Genomic DNA, 19,714 nt, shown 5'->3' on the forward strand with positions numbered 1-19,714 from the left:
CACGCGCGGGCCGGTATCGGGGTGCCCCGCCGTTAACGCGGGGGGGGGGGGGCCCCCGGGGGGCCCCCCCCACCGCCGTTTTTCACCCCATCGGGGAAGCGCTCGAAGCGAACCGGGGAGTGCGAGGGGGCGCGTTCCCCGGACGCGCTTCACCCGGGGATCACCGCCGCCCTACCGTCTCCCCATGGGGAGCGGGGACCTGGGGACACTGGTGCGGATCGAGGATCCGGCCGGGCGGCCCCTCGGCACCGGATTCCTCGCCGACCACCGCGGCACCCTGCTCACCGGCCACGAGGTCGTCGCCGGCCACCGCGCCCTCGTGCTGCGCGCCCCCACCGGACCGCCCAGGCCCGTCACCGACGCCGACGTCACCCCGCTGCCCGCGCACGGACTCGCCCTGGTGCGCTGCCCCGGCATCGCCGTCCGCCCGCTGCCGCTGGCCGCCCTGCCCGACCTGGAGCCCGGCCGGTACGTGCGGATCTGCGCGCACGGCTGGCGCGAGGCCCGGGTGCTCGGCGCCACCGCGGGACCCGCCCGGGAACTCGCCATCGGCACCGAGGGCGCCGAGGCCCTCCTCGACGGCGGCCCCGCCGCCGGCGGACCCGTCCTCGACCCCGCCACCGGCGCCGTCCTCGCCGTGCTCGGCACCGCCGCCCACGGTGACCGGCGCGCCGCCGGCCACGCCCTGCCCGTACCGCCCGAGGGGCCGCTCGCCGCCCTGCTCCGCCGCAACGCCACGACCGTCCCCTGCTACGGCCGCCACCTCAACCTCGGCGCCGTCCTCGAACTCACCGCCACCACCACAGGCGCCCCCGAGGACCTGCCCGAGCCCCGGGTCCGCGACGAACCCGGCACCCCCGTGCGCGCCGTCGTCGGCCTGCCCGGCACCGGCCGCAGCACCGCCCTCGCGGGCCTCGCCGCCGCCCGCGCCCGCGGCCCCGAGCCCGCGCCCACCGTCGGGCTGCGCGGCGCCGACCTGCACGCCGACGACCCCTCGCTCGCCGCCGCCGTCGGGCGCGCGCTGCGCCGGGCCGGCCGGGTCGCCGCCGCCTCCGGCACCCCCGGCGCACCGGACACCGTCACGCCCGAACAGGCCGCCGCGCTCGCCCGCGACGCCGGCCGGCCGCTGCTCGTGCTGCTCGACGGGCCCGAGGAGATGCCACCGCTGCTCGCCCACCGGCTCGGGCCCTGGACCGCCGCCACCGAGGAGTGGCTGGCCGCGCACGGGGCCCGGCTGGTCCTCGCCTGCCGCCCCGAGCACTGGGAGCAGGCCCGCGCCCACTGGACCGCCCCGCCCGACGTCGTCCTGCTCGGTGACCTCACCGAGGCCGAGGCCGTCGCGGCCCGCCGCCGGCACGGGGTGCCCGAGGACGCCGTCGCCGAGGCCGACGCCCGGCACCCGCTCACCCTGCGGCTGCTCGGCGAGGTCCGGGAGGCCGCCCGCGGCGACCTGCCCGGCCGGCCCGGAAGGGACCAGATCTTCGCCGCCCACCTGGACCTGATGTGCCTCAAGGTCGCCGTGCGGATCGCCGCCGCCGCACGCCCGGTGCTGCGCGGCACCGCCGTGCGCCGGCTCGCCGCCCGGGTCGGCGGCCGGGTCCACGAGGCCGCCCGCCGCTGCCTCGGCCCCGGCCAGGGCGAACTGGACCGGGAGTCCTTCGAAGAGCTGTTCCCCTGGGCCGGCGGCTGGGCCTCCGCCGTGCTCACCGAGGCCCTGCTGGTCCCCGCCGGCGGCGGCTACCGCTTCGCCCACGAGGAGCTCGCCGACTGGCTCCAGGGCACCCACCTCGACATCGACCGGGCCCTGGACGCCCTGGTCCACCGGCCGGCGCCGGTGCCCGTCCCGCGCCACCGGATCGGCCCCGTCCTGCAGTCCCTGCACCACCTCGACCGCGAGCACGGGCCCGAGGGGCTGATCCCCCGGCTCACCCCCCTCGTCGACGCCCTCGCCCGGCCCCCGGCCGACCCCGCCGCCGAACCCGCAGTCGACGCCGCGCACGGACCGGCGGTGGGGGAGGACGAGGAGGGACACTGGTGGGCCGCCCGGCTGCTGCGCGGGGCGCTCGACCAGCTCCCCGACCTCCGCCCGTACCTCCCCGTGCTCCGCGCGCTCGCCGACCTCATCGGCGAGCGCGGAGTGCTGCCCGGCTTCGGCGCCGGCTACTGGCGCGACCTGCCCGTCGCCGAGGACGAGCGGCTCGACCTGCTGCGCCGGCTCGTCGCCGCCGACCCCGCCCCCGAGGGCCGCTTCCTCGACCTCGCGGCCGCCCGGCTCGCCGCCGACCCGCGCGGGGTGCAACCGCTGCTGTGCCGCTGGTTCGGCGACGAGCGGCAGCTCTCCGGGGCGCCCGGCGCCACCGTCGGAGCCGCCGCCCAGGCGCTGCTGCACACCCGGCGCGGGCTCGCCGTCGACGACCTGTGCGAGGCCCTGGTCGCCACCGCCCACCCGCTCGCCGAGGGCCTGCTCGCCTCGCTCGCCGAGGACGAACCGGCCGCGCTGTGCCGGGCCGTCGACCGCTGGGCGCACGACGACGGACGCCCCGAACGGCGGGCGGCAGCCGCCGCGTACGGACAGCTCGCCGCCCGGCACGCCACCGACCCCGCCGACCGGAGCACCCTGCGCTACGCGGCCCTCGCGCTGCTCGCCCGGCCCGGCGACCGGGCCCTGCACGGCGCCGCCCTCGGACTGCTGCTGCGCGACCCGGAGACCCGCGAGCGCTTCCTGCCGCGCGCCCTCGCCGACCCCGGGGTCCCCGCCGACGCCCTGACCGCCGCCCTGCCCAGCCACCCCGAGCCCGTCCTCGACGCGCTGCGCGCCCGGCTCCTCGGCGGCGGGGCCGGCACCGGCGCCGCCGCCGTGCTCCGCGCCCTCGCCGCCGTCGACACGCCCCGGCTCGCCCGCCGGGCCGCCGCCCTCGTCGCCGCGTACGCCCGCGCCTGCCCCGAGGGCGCCCCGCTCGTCGCCGGCTTCGTCGACCGGCGCCTGGAGCGCGGCCCCGAGGTGCGCTGCGTCCTGCACCCGCTGGTCCTCGGACTGCTCGGGCTGCCCGCCCAGCGGGCCGCGCTCGCCCCGGTCCTCGCCGCGCCCGGCACCGGCGCCTCCCGCTTCCTGCGCGCCGAACTGAGGGCCGTACTCGACGAAAGGCTCGCCGAGCCGCCCCCGCAACCGCCCCCGGACGGACCGGAACACGGCGCCGCGAGACGAGGCGCACACCATGCCGATGCCGACGCAGCCGCACGCTCATGGCAGTCTTAGACCTGCGCCAACAGGCGTACACGCGGACATGGGTACAGGCGGACGAGGAGCGGTCACAGTGCAGCGCTGGCGTGGCTTGGAGGACATCCCCCAGGACTGGGGGCGCAGCGTCGTCACCATCGGCTCCTACGACGGAGTGCACCGCGGTCACCAGCTGATCATCGGCCGCGCCGTGGAGCGCGCCCGCGAACTGGGCGTCCCCTCGGTCGTGGTCACCTTCGACCCGCACCCCTCCGAGGTCGTGCGCCCCGGCAGCCACCCGCCGCTGCTCGCCCCGCACCACCGGCGCGCCGAGCTGATGGCCGAACTGGGCGTGGACGCGGTCCTCGTCCTGCCGTTCACGGCCGAGTTCTCGCAGCTGTCCCCGGCCGACTTCATCGTGAAGGTCCTCGTCGACAAGCTGCACGCGCGCTGCGTGATCGAGGGCCCGAACTTCCGCTTCGGCCACCGAGCCGCCGGGAACGTGCAGTTCCTCGCCGAGCTCGGCGAGACCTACGACTACGAGGTCGAGGTCATCGACCTGCGCGTGACCGGCTCGGCCGGGGGCGGCGAGCCGTTCTCCTCCACGCTCACCCGCCGGCTCGTCGCCGAGGGCGACATGGCCGGCGCGGCCGAGATCCTCGGCCGGCCGCACCGCGTCGAGGGCATCGTGGTGCGCGGGGCCCAGCGGGGCCGCGAGCTCGGCTTCCCGACCGCCAACGTCGAGACCCTGCCGCACACCGCGATCCCGGCCGACGGCGTCTACGCGGGCTGGCTGACCGCCGCCGGCGAGCGGATGCCGGCCGCGATCTCGGTGGGCACCAACCCGCAGTTCGACGGCACCGAGCGGACCGTGGAGGCGTACGCGATCGACCGCGAGGGCCTCGACCTGTACGGCCTGCACGTGACCGTCGACTTCCTCGCCTACGTGCGCGGCATGCTCAAGTTCGACACCCTCGACGACCTGCTCGCCGCCATGGCCGACGACGTCGAGAAGTGCCGCGAGCTCACCGCCGCCTACGACGCTGCCCACGACGGACGATGAGCCCGCGCGTCACCGGCGGCGCCACCGGCGCCCTCACCAGGTGACGTACAGCTCCCGGGGCCCGCGGATCAGGCCCCGGGACTGGAAGGGCACGTCCTCGGGACGGCCCACCAGGCGCAGGTCCGGGTAGCGGGCCAGCAGCGTCGACACGATCACCTCGGACTCCATCCGGGTCAGCATCGCGCCCATGCAGTGGTGCGGCCCGTGCCCGAAGGAGACGTGCCCCGTGCCCGTGCGGTCGAAGTCCACCGTGTGCGGGTCGGGGAACACGGCCGGATCCCGGTTCGCCGCCAGATAGGACGCGTACACCGCCTCGCCGGCCCGGATCAGCTCCCCGCCGACCTCGACGTCCTCCAGGGCGATCCGGGGCAGGCCCACGCCGTTGCGGTGCGGGATCCAGCGCAGCAGCTCGTCCACCGCCTGCGGGAGCAGCTCCGGCTCGGCCCGCAGCCGCTTCGTCAGGTCCGGCCGGGTGAGCAGCAGATAGACCATATTGGCGCTGTTGTTGCGGACCGCGTGCGCTCCGCTGATCAGGATCGCCATGGCCAGCGACACGGCCTCGTCCCGGTCCACCCGGCCCTCCGCCAGCGACTCGGCGAGCACCCCCGCCAGGTCGTCGGAGGGCTCGGCGGTCCGCCGCTCCAGGAGCCGCGTGACGTAGCCGTGGATCTGCGCCTTCGCGGCCCGGCTGCCCTCCGGGCCGGGGCCCGAGGAGAGGATGAGGTCCGGCCAGGAGGCCAGCTCGGCACGGTCCTCCTCGGGGATGCCGAGCAGGTCGCACACCACCGCCATCGGCAGCGGTCCGTGCAGGTGGGCCATCAGGTCGGCGGGCCGGCCGGACGCCTCCATGGCGTCCAGGAGCCGGTCGGCGGTGGCCTGCGCGAGGGGGCGCAGCCGTTTGGTGGACTGCCCGGTGAAAGCTTTCGTCACCGCTTTGCGCAGCTGCGTGTGGTACGGCGGGTCCGCGTAGTTCAGGGCCGCCTTGGAGGCCACCATGTGGCCGGTCATGCCGGTCACCTGCCGCTCCAGCAGGGCCGTGCGGCTGAACCGCGGGTCGGAGGTCACCAGGCGCACGTCGTCGTACCGGGTGACCAGCCACGCCTCGTGGTCGCCGCCGAACGGCAGCCGGATCCGGGAGACGGGCTCCTCGTGGAGCAGCTCGAGCAGCAGCGGGTCGAAGTCGAGGGCGGGGAGGTCCTCCACCGCCCAGGTGCGGACCGGCCGCGGCGCGGCCGTCGGTTCGGAGGTCATGAGGACGGTGTTCCCGGGCCCCGGCGACCGCGACACGCCGAACGCCCACAGCCCCCCGTACGGAGCACGCGGGCCCTCCCCGGCTGGTGACACAGCGTGGCCGGGGCGTCGCGCTCGCGGTTGCGGTCGGGGGAGCGCCGGGCGAGTGTGGGCCCAGTTCACGGCGAACGAGACGAAGGAGCGCGTGTCGTGGTGACTCTGTGCAAGCCCGCGGTGGCCGTACCCGAGTACGTGATCACGATGGAGGAGACCCTCGACCTCGCCCGCGCACGCCATGCCGACCACCCCCAACTCGCCCTGGCCCTCAGGCTGATCGGGAACACCGGGGTGACCCGCCGGCACATCGTGCAGCCGATCGAGGAGACCCTGAAACATCCCGGGTTCGAGGAGCGCAACGCGCTCTACGAGGCCGAGGCGAAGGCCCGCGTGCCCGCGGTCGTCAAGGAGGCCCTGACCCACGCGAAACTCACCCCCGCCGACATCGACATGATCATCTACGTCTCGTGCACGGGCTTCATGATGCCCTCGCTCACCGCGTGGATGATCAACACCATGGGCTTCCCCAGCCACACCCGGCAGGTGCCGATCGCCCAGCTCGGCTGCGCCGCCGGCGGAGCCGCGATCAACCGGGCGCACGACTTCTGCACCGCCTACCCGGACGCCAACGTCCTCATCGTCGCCTGCGAGTTCTGCTCGCTGTGCTACCAGCCCACCGACCTCGGCGTCGGCACCCTGCTCTCCAACGGCCTGTTCGGCGACGCCGTGGCCTCCGCCGTGGTGCGCGGGCGCGGCGGCACCGGCATCCGCCTGGAGCGCAACAACTCCCATCTGGTGCCCGACACCGAGGACTGGATCGCCTACAGCGTGCGCGCCACCGGCTTCCACTTCCTGCTCGACAAGCGGGTGCCCGGCACGATGGAGCCGCTCGCGCCCGCCCTGCGCCACCTCGCGGGCGAGCACGGCTGGGACGCCGGCGACCTCGACTTCTACATCATCCACGCGGGCGGCCCGCGGATCCTCGACGACCTCAGCCACTACCTCGAAGTCCCGCCGGAGGACTTCCGGTTCAGCCGGGCGACGCTCACCGAGTACGGCAACATCGCCAGCGCCGTCGTCCTCGACGCGGTGCGCCGGCTCTTCGACGAGGGCGGCCTCGCCGAGGGCGCCCGCGGCATCCTCGCCGGCTTCGGCCCCGGCATCACCGCCGAGATGTGCCTCGGCCGGTGGACCAACGGCGACGCCGCCCCCGAGCCGCGCCTCGACGCCCGCCGGATCGTGGGCTACTCGCCCCGGCACGCCGCCCCGGCCCGCTCCGTCGCCTGACCGGCCCCACCCCCACCACCCCCTGCATGAGGAGTACCGCATGTCCGTCACGCCGCCCTCCTTCGGCAGAGCGGCCCGCGGCCCCGCCGCGCTCGCCGTCCTGCTCGCCGCCGCCACCCTCACCGGCGTGCCCGCCGCCCACGCCTCGGCGCGGGTCCCGATGCACCAGTGCTGGGTGAACGGCACCGCCGCGCCGCCCGGCGACACGGTCAGCGGCACCGCCGGTGACGACGACATCTTCTGCGACAGCGACCTGGAGGGCGTGACCGTCTCCGGCGGCGCCGGCAACGACAAGATCGAGGTGCGCGGCCTGGTCATCGACTCGGCCGTGCTCGGCGGCGAGGGCGACGACGTCATCCGCACCAAGCACCTGGTGCCGCAGAAGACCTTCAGCATGGTCCGGGGCAACCGCGGCAACGACATCATCAAGGTCGCCACCGTGCACGGCGAGGGCGCCGAGCGCGGCGCGATCGTGCACGGCGACGACGGCGACGACAAGATCACCACCGGCTCGGTCTTCGGCGCTCCCGGCCAGTTCAACCGGGGCGGCGGCATCGTCACCGGCAACGACGGCAAGGACACCATCCGCACCGGGGTCGTCGACTTCTCCGGCCGGGTCCTCGGCGGCAGCGAGAACGACCGCATCGAGGCCGCCGGGCTCGGCCCCGAGTCGGGCGGCCTCATCCAGGCCGGGCCCGGCGACGACACCATCAGCGGCCACGACGGCGCGATCCTGATCGTCGGCGAGCACTGGGGCACCGTCGACGCGGGCGTCGGCAAGGACACCTGCACGGTGAAGTCGGTCTCCACCCGGACCTCGATCTCCTCCTGCGAGATCCTCCCGAAGGACGCCGGGAAGCCGGCCGGCAAGCCCGCGGAGAAGCCCGCCGCGCAGCCGGCGGCGAAGCCCGAGGCCAAGCCCGCCGCGCAGCCGGCGGCGAAGCCCGAGGCCAAGCCCGCCACGCAGCCGGCCGCGAAGCCCGAGGCCAAGCCGGCGGCCGAGCCTGACCGGCAGCCCGAGGCGAAGCCCGCCACGCAACCGGTCGCGAAGCCCGAGGCCAAGCCGGCGGCCGAGCCTGACCGGCAGCCCGTGGCCCAGCCCGCCGCGCAGCCGGCGCCCCGGCCGGCCGCCCCCTGACGGGCCGCCGTCGTACGGCCCCGAGCCCGCGCCCCCCACCGGGCGCGGGCTCGGGCGTGCTCAGTCCCGTACGGGTTCCGGCCGGGCGAGATGGCAGGCCGCCGCCGCGCCCGGGCCGCCGCCCAGGACCGCCGGGTCCGCCGTACGGCAGCGGTCGGCGACCTCCGCCGCCGCACCCGAGGCAAGGGCCTGGCAGCGCACGTGGAAACGGCAGCCGGACGGGATCCGCGCCGGGTCCGGCGGCTCCCCGGACAGCACCACCGGATGGCCGCCGGACTCCGGCAGCACCGACAACAGTGCCTGGGTGTACGGATGTCGGGGAGCCGTCAGCACCGACTCCACCGGGCCCGTCTCCACGATCCGGCCCAGATACATCACCGCCACCCGGTCCGCGATGTTCCACGCGAGCCCCAGGTCGTGCGTCACCACCAGGGCCGACAGGCCCAGTTCGTCACGCAGCCGCAGCAGCAGCGCCAGGATCTCGCCCCGCACCGAGGCGTCGAGCGAGGCCACCGGCTCGTCCGCGACGATCAGTTCGGGCTCCAGGACCAGCGCGCCCGCGATCACCACGCGCTGCCGCTGCCCGCCCGACAGCTCGTGCGGATAGCGCAGGAAGAAGCGCTCCGGCGGCCGCAGCCCGGCCCGCGCCAGCGCCTCGGCGACCGCCGCCCGCTCGTCCCCCGCGTACCCGTGGATCCGCAGGCCCTCGGCCACCGCGTCGTACACGGTGTGCCGGGGGTTCAGCGAACCGCTCGGGTCCTGGAGCACCAGCTGCACGCGCCGGCGGTACGCCTTGAGCGCCTTGCCCGAGTACGCGAGCGGGGAGCCCGCGAACCGCACCGCGCCCCCGGTCGGGCGCACCAGGCCGAGCAGCGAGCGGGCCAGCGTCGTCTTGCCGCAGCCGGACTCGCCGACCAGGGCCACGATCTCGCCCGCGCCGATGTCCAGGTCCACCCCGTCCACCGCCCGCGCCGGCGGCGCGCCCCGCCGCCCCGGGAACGCCACCCGCAGGTCCCGGGCGGCCAGGAGGGATTCCGTCGCGCTCATGCCGTGCTCCCCACGTGTACGCAGGCCGCCCGGCGCCCCGCGCCCGCCGGCCGCAGCTCCTGGTCCTCCGTCGCGCACCGCTCCACCGCCACCGGGCAGCGCGGCCGGAACGCGCAGCCGCCCGGCAGGTCCGCCGGGTCCGGCGGGTCGCCCGGCAGGCCGCGCGGGGCGCGCCGGAAGGCCGGGTCGCCGATCCGGGGGAACGCCGAGGACAGCGCCTGCCCGTAGGGGTGGGCGGCCGCCTCGTACACCGCCTTCGCGGGACCCTCCTCGACCACCCGGCCCGCGTACATCACCGCGAGGCGGTCGCAGGTGTCGGCGAGCACGGCGAGGTCGTGGCTGATCATCAGCAGCCCGATGCCCTGCTCGGCGACCAGCCGCTCGATCAGGCGCAGGATCTGCGCCTGGATCATCACGTCGAGCGCGGTCGTCGGCTCGTCCGCCACGATCAGCCGGGGGTCGCAGGCCAGCGCCATCGCGATCATCACGCGCTGCCGCTGCCCGCCGGACAGCTCGTGCGGATACGCCGCCGCCCGGGCGGCCGGCAGCCCGACCTGCTCCAGGAGCGCGCCGACCCGGGCGCGGGCCGCCGCCGGGGTGGCCCGGCCGTGCACGAGCAGCGGCTCCGCGATCTGGTCGCCGATCCGGCGCACCGCGTTCAGCGAGTGCATCGCGCCCTGGAAGACGATCGACGCGCCCGCCCAGCGCACCGCGCGCAGCCGCCCCCAGCTCATGGCGAGCACGTCCTCGCCCTCCAGCAGGATCCTCCCGCTGGTCCGGGCGGAGGCCGGGAGCAGCCGGAGCAGCGCGAGCGCCATCGTCGACTTGCCGCAGCCGGACTCGCCGGCGAGGCCCAGTTTCTGCCCGGCGGGCAGGGTGAGGTCGACCCCGCGCACGGCCGGGACGGCGGCCGGCCCCGTCCCGTACGTGACGCTGAGGTCCCGCACCTCAAGGAGTGGCTCCGTGCTCAACGCCCCACCCCCAGCTTCGGGTTGAGGACGGACTCGATGGCCCGCCCGCACAGCGTGAAGGCCAGCGCGACCAGCGCGATGGCGATGCCGGGTGGCGCCAGGTACCACCAGTGGCCCGAGGACACCGCGCCCGCCTCGCGGGCGTCCTGGAGCATCCCGCCCCAGGAGACCACGGTCGGGTCGCCGAGGCCCAGGAAGGCCAGGGTGGCCTCGGTGAGGATGGCCGTCGAGATGCCGAGGGTGGTCTGCGCGAGCACCAGCGGCATCACGTTCGGCAGCACGTGCCGGGTCATCACGTGCCCGTGCCCGCCGCCGAGCGCCCTCGCCCGCTCGATGTACGGGCGGGACTCGACGGCGATGGTCTGCGCCCGCACCAGCCGGGCCGTGGTCGGCCAGCTGGTCACGCCGATGGCCAGGACCACCGTCCACATCGACCGGGACATCACGGTGGCCAGGACGATCGCGAGGACCAGGGTCGGCATCACCAGGAACCAGTCGGTGACCCGCATGACGACGGTGGAGAACCAGCCGCCGTAGTGGCCCGCGACGATCCCCACCAGGGTGCCGATGGCCACCGACAGGGCGGCCGCGAGCAGCCCGACGAGCAGCGAGATCCGCGCGCCCCAGATCAGCAGGCCGAGCAGGGATCGCCCGAACTGGTCGGTGCCCAGCGGGAATTCGGCGCTGGGCGACTCCAGTGCGGTGCCCGGTGCGTCGGTCACGGACTGCACGTCCGCGCCGACGGTGAGGGGCGCGGTGAGCGCGACGAGGCCGATCAGGGCGAGGCCGGCGAGGCCCCAGAGTCCGGCGCGGTGGGTGCGGTAGCGGGTCCAGAAGCGGGCGGCGCTGCCGCGCCGGCGTTCCCAGGTCAGAGAGGTCATCGGCCCACCCGGGGGTCGAGCAGCGGATAGAGCAGGTCGGCGATCAGGTTCATCACGATCATCGCGCCGGCGAAGACCACGAACAGGCCCTGTACGAGGGGCAGATCGGGCACGCTGAGTGCCTGGTAGAACAGGCCGCCGAGGCCCGGCCAGGAGAACACCGTCTCCACCAGGATCGAACCGGCGGCCACGTGCCCGAGGTTGATGAAGACCATGGTCACGGTCGGCAGCAGGGCGTTCGGCACGGCGTGCCGGCGGCGCACCGCGTCGTCGCGCAGACCCTTGGCCCGCGCGGTGGTCAGATAGTCGTTGCCCATCTCGTCGAGCAGCGAGGAGCGCATCACGAGCAGGGTCTGGGCATAGCCCACGGCGACCAGGGTGAGCACCGGGAGCACCATGTGGTGGGCGACGTCGAGGACGTGCGCGAAGCCGGTCTCGCCGGAGCCGGACTCCATGCCGCCGGTGGGGAACAGGCCGGGGACCGGCCCCATGCCGACCGAGAAGACGATGATCAGCAGCAGCCCGAGCCAGAACGACGGCACGGACCACAGGGTCAGCGCGATCCCGGTGTTCAGCCGGTCGCCGATGCTGCCGTGCCGCCACGCGGAGCGGGTGCCCAGCCACAGGCCGAGCGCGGAGTAGAGCAGCACCGCCGTGCCGGTGAGCAGCAGCGTCGCCGGCAGCTTCTGCGCGATCAGCTCGCCGACCGGGGCGCGGAACTGGAAGGAGGTGCCCAGGTCGCCGGTGAGCGCCTTGGCGCAGTAGTCGGTGAACTGCTGCCACATCGGCTGGTCGAGCCCGAACTGGTGCCGCAGGGTCGCCAGTTGCTCGGCCGTGGTGGGCATGCCGTGGGTCATCGCCTTGACCGGGTCGCCCGGGATGATCCGGAACAGGAAGAAGCTGGTGACCAGGACGGCGAGCAGGGACACGGCCGCGCCGGCGAGCTTGGCCGCCGCGTGCCGCAGATAGGGCAGGAAGGCGCTGGTACGGGTGCGGGGGGCGCCGCCCTCCGTGGTCCGGGCCGGATCGGCCGGGACCACGGAGGGGGCGGGCGTGCTGGCGCTGGTCACGGGCTACTCGCGGTCGTCGGCGGTGGAGCGGCGGCGCAGTCCGAGCACGATCCCGGCGCCGAGGACGACCACGACGGCCGCGCCGATCCCGATGACCACGCCGGTGGAGGAGCTTTCGGAGCCGTCACCGGCGGTCTTCGCGGCGGGGGTGGCCGACCACCAGCTCCAGTAACCGTCCTGGCCCCACAGGTTGCCGGCGGCCTCGGGCATGGTGGTGATGGAGCCGATCCGGTCGGTGCGGTACGCCTCCAGGGCGTTCGGGTACGCGAGGACGTTCATGTACCCGGTGTCGTACAGCCGCGACTGCATCCGCTTGACCAGGTCCGCGCGCTTCGCGGCGTCGTACTCGACGGCCTGCTGCGCGTACAACGCGTCGAACTGCGGGTCGCAGATGAAGTTGTCGGTGGCGCCGGTGTCCTTCGGGGTCGCGGGCAGGGTGCCGCAGGTGTGGATGGACAGCACGTAGTCCGGGTCCGGGTTGACCGACCAGCCGTCGAAGGCGAGGTCGTAGTCGCCCTTCGCCCACGGGTCGGACACGCTGTCCAGGCACTCGACCTTCAGCCCGATGCCCAGCTTGCCCCACCACTCCTGGAGGTACTTCGCGGAGGCCTTGTCGTTGGGGTCGGTGGCGTGGCACAGGATGCGGAACTCCAGCGGCTTGCCGTCCTTGCCGAGCCGCTTGCCCTCGGCGTTCGTCCGGTATCCGGCCGCGTCCAGGACCTGGGCCGCCTTCGCCGGGTCGTACGCCCGCTTCTGGGTGTCGGAGGGCTTCCAGAAGTACGAGCCGAAGCGGGGCGGGATGTAGCCCTCGCCCTCGACGGCGTGGTTCTGGAAGACCTTGTCGACCAGCGTCGTGCGGTCCACGGCGAGGAACAGCGCCTTGCGCACCTCGGGGTCGAGCAGCGCCTTGTGGCCGTTGCCGAAGGTCTTCCCGTCCTTGGCGCGGGCGCCGGGGTTGGTGGCGAGCGCGTAGAAGCGCCGGCCCGGGGCGTCGTTGACCCTGATGTTCTTCTGGGTCTTCAGCGCGGCGGCCTGAGCGGGCGTCAGGTTCGGGACGAAGGACACCTCGCCCTTCTGCAGCGCGGCGACGGCCGCGTCGCCGTCCTTGTAGTACTTGAAGACCAGCTCGTCGAACTTCGGCGCCCCGCGCCAGAACTTCTTGTTCGGCTTGAGCTTGATGTACTGGTCGACCTTGAAGTCGGTGATGATGAAGGGCCCGTTGCCGACGATCGGGAACTGCCGGTCGTTGTTGAACTTGGAGAAGTCGGAGACCTTCTCCCACACGTGCTTGGGCACGATCGGCACGTCGAGCGCGGTCATCGTCGCCTGCGGCTGCTTCAGCTCGATGACCAGGGTCTGCGGGTCGGGCGCGGAGACCTTCTTGAAGTTGGCGGTGAAACTGCCGTTCGCGGTGGCCGCGTCGGGGTCGGTCATCATCTTGTTGAAGGTCCAGGCCGCGTCCTCCGCGGTGGCCTGCCGCCCGTCGGACCAGAACGAGTCCTTGCGGATCGTGTACGTCCAGGTGAGCTTGTCCGGCGAGGACTTCCACTCCGTCGCGAGGCCCGGGACCGGGTGCGCGTCCTTCACGTCGTAGTTGGTGAGGTACTCGTACGCGAGGCGGTGGATGCTGGTCGACACCAGCTTCTGGGCCAGGAACGGCGAGAGCGAGTCCACGCTCTGCGAGACGGCGACGGTGAGCGTGCTGCCGCCGGACTTCCCGTCCTCCGCCGCGGCGGTGCCCGGCACGGCCGTCAGCGCGGCGGCGGTGACGCCGGCGGCGAGCAGGAGACGGAGCGGGCGGCGGGCTCTCGGGACGGCTGCCGGACGGGGTGGAACCTTCGTGACCATGACCATGGGGCGTGACCTCGCGTCGGGATGCGTGCGTCGGGGGAAGTGCCGTGGATCTTGGGCTGACGATGGATGAAGCGAAGGTGTATCAGCGGTGGTCTGCCGTCGTCAACGATGTCTCAAACACCGTGTGGGCTGCGGGAATGCGAGGAGGCCCCGTACCGGAACACCGGTACGGGGCCTCATTGGTCTACTCCTGTGACGCCCTACTGCTGAGGGGCTGGCGGCGCCTGCGGAGGCTGCTGCGGGGCCTGCTGCGGCCACGCGGGCGGCGGGACCTGGCCGGGAATCGGGCCGGGAGCCTGGCCCGGGACCTGACCCGGCGCCTGGCCGGGAACCTGCGCCTGCGGGTCGGCGTGCGGCGGGAGCGGCTGCCCCGGCTGCTGCCAGCCCTGCGGCATCGGCGGCTGACCCGGCTGCGCCCCGTACATCTGTCCGGGGGCGGCGGGTCCGCCGTACGGCTGACCGGGCTGACCGGGCTGCCCCGGCACCGGCGGCTGCTGGGGCGGGTACGCGTACGGCTGGCCGGGGGCCGGCTGGCCGGGCTGCGGCTGCTGCGGCGGGTAGGGCTGGCCGGGCTGGCCCGGGTACGGCTGGGGCTGGCCCGGCATCGGCGGCGCCATGTGCGGCGGCATCGCGCCCTGCGCGTCCGCCGTCCACAGCCCCTGCGCCTGCTGCGCCCGCACGAAGTCCTCGGCCACCATCGCCGACAGGTGGAAGTACGCCTCGCGGGTCTTCGGCCGCATCATGTCGAGGTCGACCTCGGCACCGGCCGCCAGGTGCTCGTCGAAGGGCACCACGACCACCCCGCGGCAACGGGTCTGGAAGTGCTGCACGATGTCCTCGACCTTGATCATCTTGCCGGTCTCGCGCACCCCCGAGATCACCGTGATCGAGCGCTGCACCAGCTCCGCGTACCCGTGCGCCGACAGCCAGTCCAGCGTGGTGGACGCGCTGGAGGCGCCGTCCACGGACGGGGTGGAGATGATGATCAGCTGGTCGGCGAGGTCGAGCACCCCGCGCATCGCGCTGTAGAGCAGACCGGTGCCCGAGTCGGTGAGGATGATCGGGTACTGCTTGCCCAGGACGTCGATCGCCCGCCGGTAGTCCTCGTCGTTGAAGGTCGTCGAGACCGCCGGGTCCACGTCGTTGGCGAGGATCTCCAGACCGGACGGCGCCTGCGAGGTGAACCGGCGGATGTCCATGTACGAGTTGAGGTACGGGATCGCCTGCACCAGGTCGCGGATGGTCGCCCCGGTCTCGCGCCGCACCCGGCGCCCGAGCGTGCCCGCGTCCGGGTTGGCGTCGATCGCCAGGATCTTGTCCTGCCGCTCGATGGCCAGCGTCGCGCCCAGCGCGGTCGTCGTCGTGGTCTTGCCGACACCGCCCTTGAGCGAGATGACCGCGATCCGGTAGCAGGACAGGACGGGCGTACGGATCAGCTCCAGCTTCCGCTGCCGCTCCGCCTCCTCCTTCTTGCCGCCCAGCTTGAAGCGCGACGAGGCGCCCGGGTTCCGCGACGACTTGGGCTTCTGCTTGTTGTTGCGCAGCAGCCGGTCGGAGGACAGCTCGACCGCCGCCGTGTACCCGAGCGGCGCGCCCGGCACCGAACGCTCCCGCTGGTCGTGCGTCACGGCCGACGGCCACGCGGCCCCGGTACGGGGGTCGATCGCCGGCGACTCGGGCCCGGGCCCGGCGGCGGGAGCCACCGGGGGCTGGGGCTGACCGGGCTGTGGCGCTCCATAGGGGCCCGGCTGCGGGAAGCCGTAGCCCTGCGGTGCCTGGGGCGGCTGCGGCTGGCCCGGGTGGGGGAATCCGTAGCCCTGGGGTGCCTGGGGCTGGGCTGCCGGGGGCTGGGGGGCCTGGGGCGCGTGCGGCGGCTGGGCCTGCGGAGGCACGGGCGGCTGCGGGAAGCCGTAGCCCTGCGGTGCCTGCGGTGCCTGGGGCGGCTGCGGTGCCTGCGGCTGGCCGGGGTGCGGGAAGCCGTAACCGGCCTGCGGCGGTACGGGGGCGGGCCAGGCGTCCGTCGCGGGCGGCAGCGGAGCGGCCGGGGCCTGCGGCTGCGGCGCCGGCTGCTCGGCCGGGGTGCCCTGCGCGGGCCACTGCGGCGCGGGCGCCGGCGTCGCCGGCTGGAACGACGGCGGAAGCGGCGGCAGTCCGCTCCCCGGCGCGGGCACGTCCGGGGCCACGGGCGGCAGCGCGCCGGGCGCGGCGTCCTGGGGCGCGGCGGCGGGCGCCTCGGTCGTGGGCTCGGTGGCGGGTGCCTCGGCCGGGGGCTCCGGCTCGGGCGCGGTGGCGCTCTCGGGGGTGGCCGCGGCTTCGGGCTCGGCGGCGGTGCCGGAAGCGCTGTCGGTGCCGGAAGTGCTGTCGGTGTCGGGTGCGCTGTCGGTGTCGGGAGTGGCGTCGGCCTCCGGCGCCTCCAGGGCGCCCTCCACCGGGGCGGCGGGCTCGGGCACGGCCGCCGGCTCCTCGGCCGGGGTGCCGTCGGCCTCGGCCTCGGCCGCCGGCTCGGCCTGGATCTCGGTCGTGCTCGCGGGCTCGGTCTCGGGCCGGACCGCCGGGGTCTCCGGCACGGCGGGGGTCTCGGAGGCGGCAGGGGTTTCGGGGGCCGACGGGGCCTGCGCGGCCTCCTGCGCGGCCGCGACCTCCGCCATCTCGCGCTTGAGCGCGGCGGGGGAGAAGCGCATGGTCGCGCCGCTCTCCACGTCGCCGCCGCCGAAGGGCGTGGCGGGTGCCGGGGGCGCGGCAGGGGCCGGGGCCTGGGGCTCCGGCACAGCGGGTGCGGCGGGCGGGGGCGGCGGAGTCCAGCCCGACTCGTACCCACCGGGTGCCGGGACCCCGGGAGCCGGCACCCCGGGAGTCGGGATTCCGGGCACCGCGACGGGCGCCCCGGTCGGCGGCGGAGGCGTCGGCGCCCCGCTGCCGCCCGTACCGCCCGACGCGTTCTGCGTGTACCAGGCCGGCGGGGTGTAGTCGATGGTGAACTCACCCGTCATCTCGGCGGGATCTGCGTCGGACTGATCGTCGACGGGTGGGTTCCAACCCCCGTTGATCTCGTCCCGATCGCGGTTCACTTTGCCTCCTGGTGTGGTCGCGCACCCTTGTGCAGTCGTGGGCGGGCACATCCCACCCTAAACGCCAACCGTGTCCGCGGGGCAGGGCCGACGGCCCGCCCCTCCCGGGCACGCGGACGTGCGGGGACCCCCAAGTGACCCGCGCGTACCGGAGAGTGAGACCCCCGGCCCGTCAAACCCGGATGAAAACGGACAGGTTGGGTGATGATCGGCCGGCCGGACCGGCTCAGTCCATCCGGCGGGCGGCGCCCAACAATCCGGTCTCGGCGTCCGTGGCCTGCGTCATCACGAACTGGCGGTCACCCGGCGTGCACCACAGCGTCACCCCGTCGGCAAGCGTCGACAACGCCTCCCACTCCGCGCGCTGGAGCCCCATGATCCGGCCGATCTGCGCGGCCTCGTCGGGGGAGACCCGCTGCACACCGACGAGCGAGGACTTCTCCAGGAGCCGCGGGGCCACCGGGCTCAGATAGGGGAGCAGGGTGACCACCGACTGCCAGGGCGCCGAGACGACCCGGCCGCGCGGCGGCCGCATGCCGCAGTCGCGGACCACGACCACCGGGCTGCCCGCGGACGCGCCCTGCGGCGGCACCCGGCCCACGTCGTGCAGGGTGATGCAGGGCTGGCCGCCGCCGGCCGCCTGCGCGAGCGCGGTCCACGCGGGCGCGCGGCCCGTCTCCACCGCGACCCGGGCGCCGGTCGCGGCCGCGCGCAGGGCGAGCACCTGGGCCGTCCACAGACCGCCGATGAGCGTGACGTCGTACGCGCTGGGCCGGTTGATGCCGAGCACGGCCGGCCGGTTCTCGGCGTCCACGCCGATCACCACGCCGTCGTCGCCCAACGGGAGGGCGAAGGCGTCCAGTTGGGCGAGCGGCGCGGAATGGCGGTCGCGCCGCGGCCCGATGAGCCCGAAGCCGATCCGGGGCCGGCCGCCCCGTCCCGTACTCCGGGAGGCGCGGCCGTCGTCCGAAGCCGCCCGGCGTCGCCGCGGGCCGGCCGCTCCCGGGACCCCGCCGGTGACGCCACCGACCGCAGGCCCGCCGACGGGGCCTCCGGCACCCGGTCCGCCTGCCGGCCCGCCGACCGGAGCTCCGGCCACCGCGCCGACGACACCGCCGGCACCCCCGTACACGGGCTGGCTGCCCTGCCCGGCCTGCCCGGCTGGACCCGCGGGTCCGGGCTGGCCGGCCTGACCGGGGGGAGGCATGTGCCCCGCCGGAACGCCGGACTGGCTCATCGGCCCCGGCTGACCCCCATGCCCCGGCTGACCCCCGTAACCCGGGTGCCCCGGCTGTCCCGCAGGACTCCCCGGCGTCCCCGGCATCCCGGTCGCCCCGGGCATCTGCGCACGCCCCGGGTTCCCCGGCGTCCCCGCCATCCCCGGCATTCCCGGAGTCGTCATCAGCGCGCACCCCCCAGCGGCAGCGTCGCCAGCATGCCCGGCACCTGTTCGCGGTCGAGCCGCACCAGGCCCGTCTTCACGCCGCGTGCCACCCGCTCCAATTCGTGGCGGGCCGCGAGGAGTTCCTCGTCGCTGCGCCCGGTGATCCGTACGTGTCCGGTGACCGTCACCTCCTGGCGGTCACCCCCGCTCAGCGTCAGGCTGAAGGTCGTCGCGAGCGCCGGGAGCGAGGTCAGCAGCGCCACCAGCTGTGGCATGGACGCCCCGGCCCCGCCCGCGGTGCCGAGCTGCGGCCAGCGCCCCACCCAGTAGGTGGTGTGGCGGCGGTCGTCGACCCGCCAGGTGCGCGCGGTCTCCTGGGTGCGCCGGCCCTGCGTCTGCCCGCGCCCGGCCTGCGCTATGGCCATCGGGCTGGCGCAGGTCGAGGTGGCGATGGCGGAGGTCAGCTCCTGCTCGGTCAGCACCGTGGCCTTGAAGCCCGCGCCGGCCAGCCGGCTCGCGAGCTGGTCCGCGGCCCGTACGACACACTTCTGCGCGCCCGCGAGGCCGCCGCCGCGCGCCTCGACCGCCTCCGGGCACAGCTCCGGGTCCAGCTTCAGCGCGACCCAGGTGATCCGGAGCGCCGGCGAACCGGTCTGCGCCTGCAGCGGCCCGTAGTTGCGCGCCGCCATCGACTGCGCGGGCAGGTGCGGCGCGGGCGCCGGCTGGGTGTGCTGCACGATCTGCGCCGACTCCAGGCGGATGCCGTCCACGGACAGCACGTCCCCGATCAGCCCCACCGGCAGCGGGTGCGCGCCCCGGTCCGGGCGCAGCGCGGAGCTCTCCGACTCGACCCGTACCACCGCGGTGAGGAAGGTCCCGTCGCCGATCATCCCGATCGGACGCCGGTCGCGGTCGCTGTACGCGTACGTGCGCAGCGCCGGGTCGCACTCCACCAGCGGGGCGAGCCCCGGCTCGGTGCCCTCGGGCACGGTGAAGGCGGCGGCCCGGCGGGTGCGGGCGCGCAGCGCGAGGAAGGTCGCCAGCCACTCCGGCAGCGAGCGCTTGTGCCGGCGCAGCAGCGCGAGCAGCACGAGCAGGGCCGCCACCACGCCCGCGGGCACCAGCATCAGCTTGTCGACGACCGCGGCCACGACCAGGACCGCGGCCGCCACCTCGATCAGTACGAGCTGTTGCAATCGGAACGCCCCGAAGTGTCCGGGGCGTGCCTGGAGCCTCGGTGACACCGAGGACACGGCGGGCGAATCGGGCGCCGCACCCGGGGCGGTGGAGGGCGCGGCAGTGGAGCCGGCCGCAGCGGACCGTCTCCTCGTCGCGGAAGCCATGATGGAGAATCCCCCTCAATTCGTCCCGATCACCCTGGCCCGCCAGGCCTTTGGCGGCCGGATCACCCTACCCGCCCCACACGCTCCGGCGGACAGCAGGCATA

At 75.1% G+C, this 19,714-nt stretch carries 13 protein-coding genes; 4 read left to right on the top strand and 9 right to left on the bottom strand.

Annotated features, from left to right (window positions below; translation table 11 throughout):
* Nucleotides 1-184: 184 nt before the first annotated feature.
* Together ACIGW2_RS07120 and ACIGW2_RS07125 are read left to right on the top strand one after the other, a co-directional pair.
* Entirely contained in the window at nt 185-3,256 is a 3,072-nt protein-coding gene (locus ACIGW2_RS07120; protein ID WP_391656837.1) for a trypsin-like peptidase domain-containing protein, read from the top strand.
* 58 nt (nt 3,257-3,314) lie between these two features.
* Nucleotides 3,315-4,280, top strand: coding sequence for a bifunctional riboflavin kinase/FAD synthetase (locus tag ACIGW2_RS07125; protein WP_399841626.1), 966 nt, complete (start codon nt 3,315-3,317; stop codon nt 4,278-4,280).
* Between the two features lie 33 nt (nt 4,281-4,313).
* Here the strand turns inward: ACIGW2_RS07125 and ACIGW2_RS07130 are convergent, their stop codons facing one another.
* Nucleotides 4,314-5,531 carry a cytochrome P450 gene (locus tag ACIGW2_RS07130; protein ID WP_391656839.1) on the bottom strand — a complete coding sequence of 406 codons (1,218 nt, stop codon included), beginning with the start codon at nt 5,529-5,531 and terminating at the stop codon, nt 4,314-4,316.
* Between the two features lie 147 nt (nt 5,532-5,678).
* Between ACIGW2_RS07130 and ACIGW2_RS07135 the strand changes: the two genes are divergently transcribed.
* Together ACIGW2_RS07135 and ACIGW2_RS07140 are read left to right on the top strand one after the other, a co-directional pair.
* Nucleotides 5,679-6,854 (top strand): type III polyketide synthase, encoded by a 1,176-nt coding sequence (locus ACIGW2_RS07135; RefSeq protein ID WP_391656840.1) that lies wholly within the window; start codon nt 5,679-5,681, stop codon nt 6,852-6,854.
* Nucleotides 6,855-6,894: 40 nt separating this feature from the next.
* The gene (locus tag ACIGW2_RS07140) at nt 6,895-7,992 is read left to right on the top strand and encodes a hypothetical protein (protein ID WP_399841629.1); all 1,098 of its coding nucleotides are present in this window, start codon (nt 6,895-6,897) and stop codon (nt 7,990-7,992) included.
* 60 nt (nt 7,993-8,052) lie between these two features.
* Here the strand turns inward: ACIGW2_RS07140 and ACIGW2_RS07145 are convergent, their stop codons facing one another.
* From ACIGW2_RS07145 to eccE, 8 genes are all read right to left on the bottom strand, one after another.
* Nucleotides 8,053-9,039, bottom strand: a complete 987-nt coding sequence (locus tag ACIGW2_RS07145) for an ABC transporter ATP-binding protein (protein ID WP_399841631.1) — start codon at nt 9,037-9,039, stop codon at nt 8,053-8,055.
* Complete coding sequence (locus ACIGW2_RS07150; RefSeq protein WP_399841634.1) at nt 9,036-10,010, bottom strand: ABC transporter ATP-binding protein; 975 nt, start codon at nt 10,008-10,010, stop codon at nt 9,036-9,038. Before ACIGW2_RS07150 ends, ACIGW2_RS07145 begins: the two co-directional genes overlap by 4 nt.
* Nucleotides 10,007-10,891, bottom strand: coding sequence for an ABC transporter permease (locus ACIGW2_RS07155; protein ID WP_399841636.1), 885 nt, complete (start codon nt 10,889-10,891; stop codon nt 10,007-10,009). The genes ACIGW2_RS07150 and ACIGW2_RS07155 overlap by 4 nt, the downstream gene beginning before the upstream one ends.
* Nucleotides 10,888-11,961 (bottom strand): ABC transporter permease, encoded by a 1,074-nt coding sequence (locus ACIGW2_RS07160; RefSeq protein ID WP_399841638.1) that lies wholly within the window; start codon nt 11,959-11,961, stop codon nt 10,888-10,890. The genes ACIGW2_RS07155 and ACIGW2_RS07160 overlap by 4 nt, the downstream gene beginning before the upstream one ends.
* Before the next feature lie 3 nt (nt 11,962-11,964).
* Nucleotides 11,965-13,809 (bottom strand): ABC transporter substrate-binding protein, encoded by a 1,845-nt coding sequence (locus tag ACIGW2_RS07165; protein ID WP_399841722.1) that lies wholly within the window; start codon nt 13,807-13,809, stop codon nt 11,965-11,967.
* Nucleotides 13,810-14,015: 206 nt separating this feature from the next.
* A complete protein-coding gene (locus ACIGW2_RS07170; protein WP_399841640.1) occupies nt 14,016-16,883 on the bottom strand; it encodes an SCO5717 family growth-regulating ATPase in 2,868 nt (955 codons plus the stop codon).
* Between the two features lie 226 nt (nt 16,884-17,109).
* Nucleotides 17,110-17,802: a hypothetical protein gene (locus tag ACIGW2_RS07175; RefSeq protein WP_361586376.1), complete on the bottom strand. Its 693-nt coding sequence runs from the start codon at nt 17,800-17,802 to the stop codon at nt 17,110-17,112.
* A gap of 482 nt (nt 17,803-18,284) precedes the next feature.
* Nucleotides 18,285-19,610 carry a type VII secretion protein EccE gene (eccE, locus tag ACIGW2_RS07180; RefSeq protein WP_361586057.1) on the bottom strand — a complete coding sequence of 442 codons (1,326 nt, stop codon included), beginning with the start codon at nt 19,608-19,610 and terminating at the stop codon, nt 18,285-18,287.
* Nucleotides 19,611-19,714: the final 104 nt, after the last annotated feature.

This window comes from Streptomyces sp. NPDC053541, from assembly GCF_044544705.1.
Classification (GTDB): Bacteria; Actinomycetota; Actinomycetes; order Streptomycetales; family Streptomycetaceae; genus Streptomyces.

Bases quoted from the DNA above. Each gene is read 5' to 3' on its own strand.
- ACIGW2_RS07155 (WP_399841636.1), bottom strand. From the start codon at position 10,891: ATGACCTCTCTGACCTGGGAACGCCGGCGCGGCAGCGCCGCCCGCTTC.
- ACIGW2_RS07120 (WP_391656837.1), top strand. From the start codon at position 185: ATGGGGAGCGGGGACCTGGGGACACTGGTGCGGATCGAGGATCCGGCC.
- ACIGW2_RS07165 (WP_399841722.1), bottom strand. From the start codon at position 13,809: ATGGTCACGAAGGTTCCACCCCGTCCGGCAGCCGTCCCGAGAGCCCGC.
- ACIGW2_RS07130 (WP_391656839.1), bottom strand. From the start codon at position 5,531: ATGACCTCCGAACCGACGGCCGCGCCGCGGCCGGTCCGCACCTGGGCG.
- ACIGW2_RS07145 (WP_399841631.1), bottom strand. From the start codon at position 9,039: ATGAGCGCGACGGAATCCCTCCTGGCCGCCCGGGACCTGCGGGTGGCG.
- ACIGW2_RS07140 (WP_399841629.1), top strand. From the start codon at position 6,895: ATGTCCGTCACGCCGCCCTCCTTCGGCAGAGCGGCCCGCGGCCCCGCC.
- eccE (WP_361586057.1), bottom strand. From the start codon at position 19,610: ATGGCTTCCGCGACGAGGAGACGGTCCGCTGCGGCCGGCTCCACTGCC.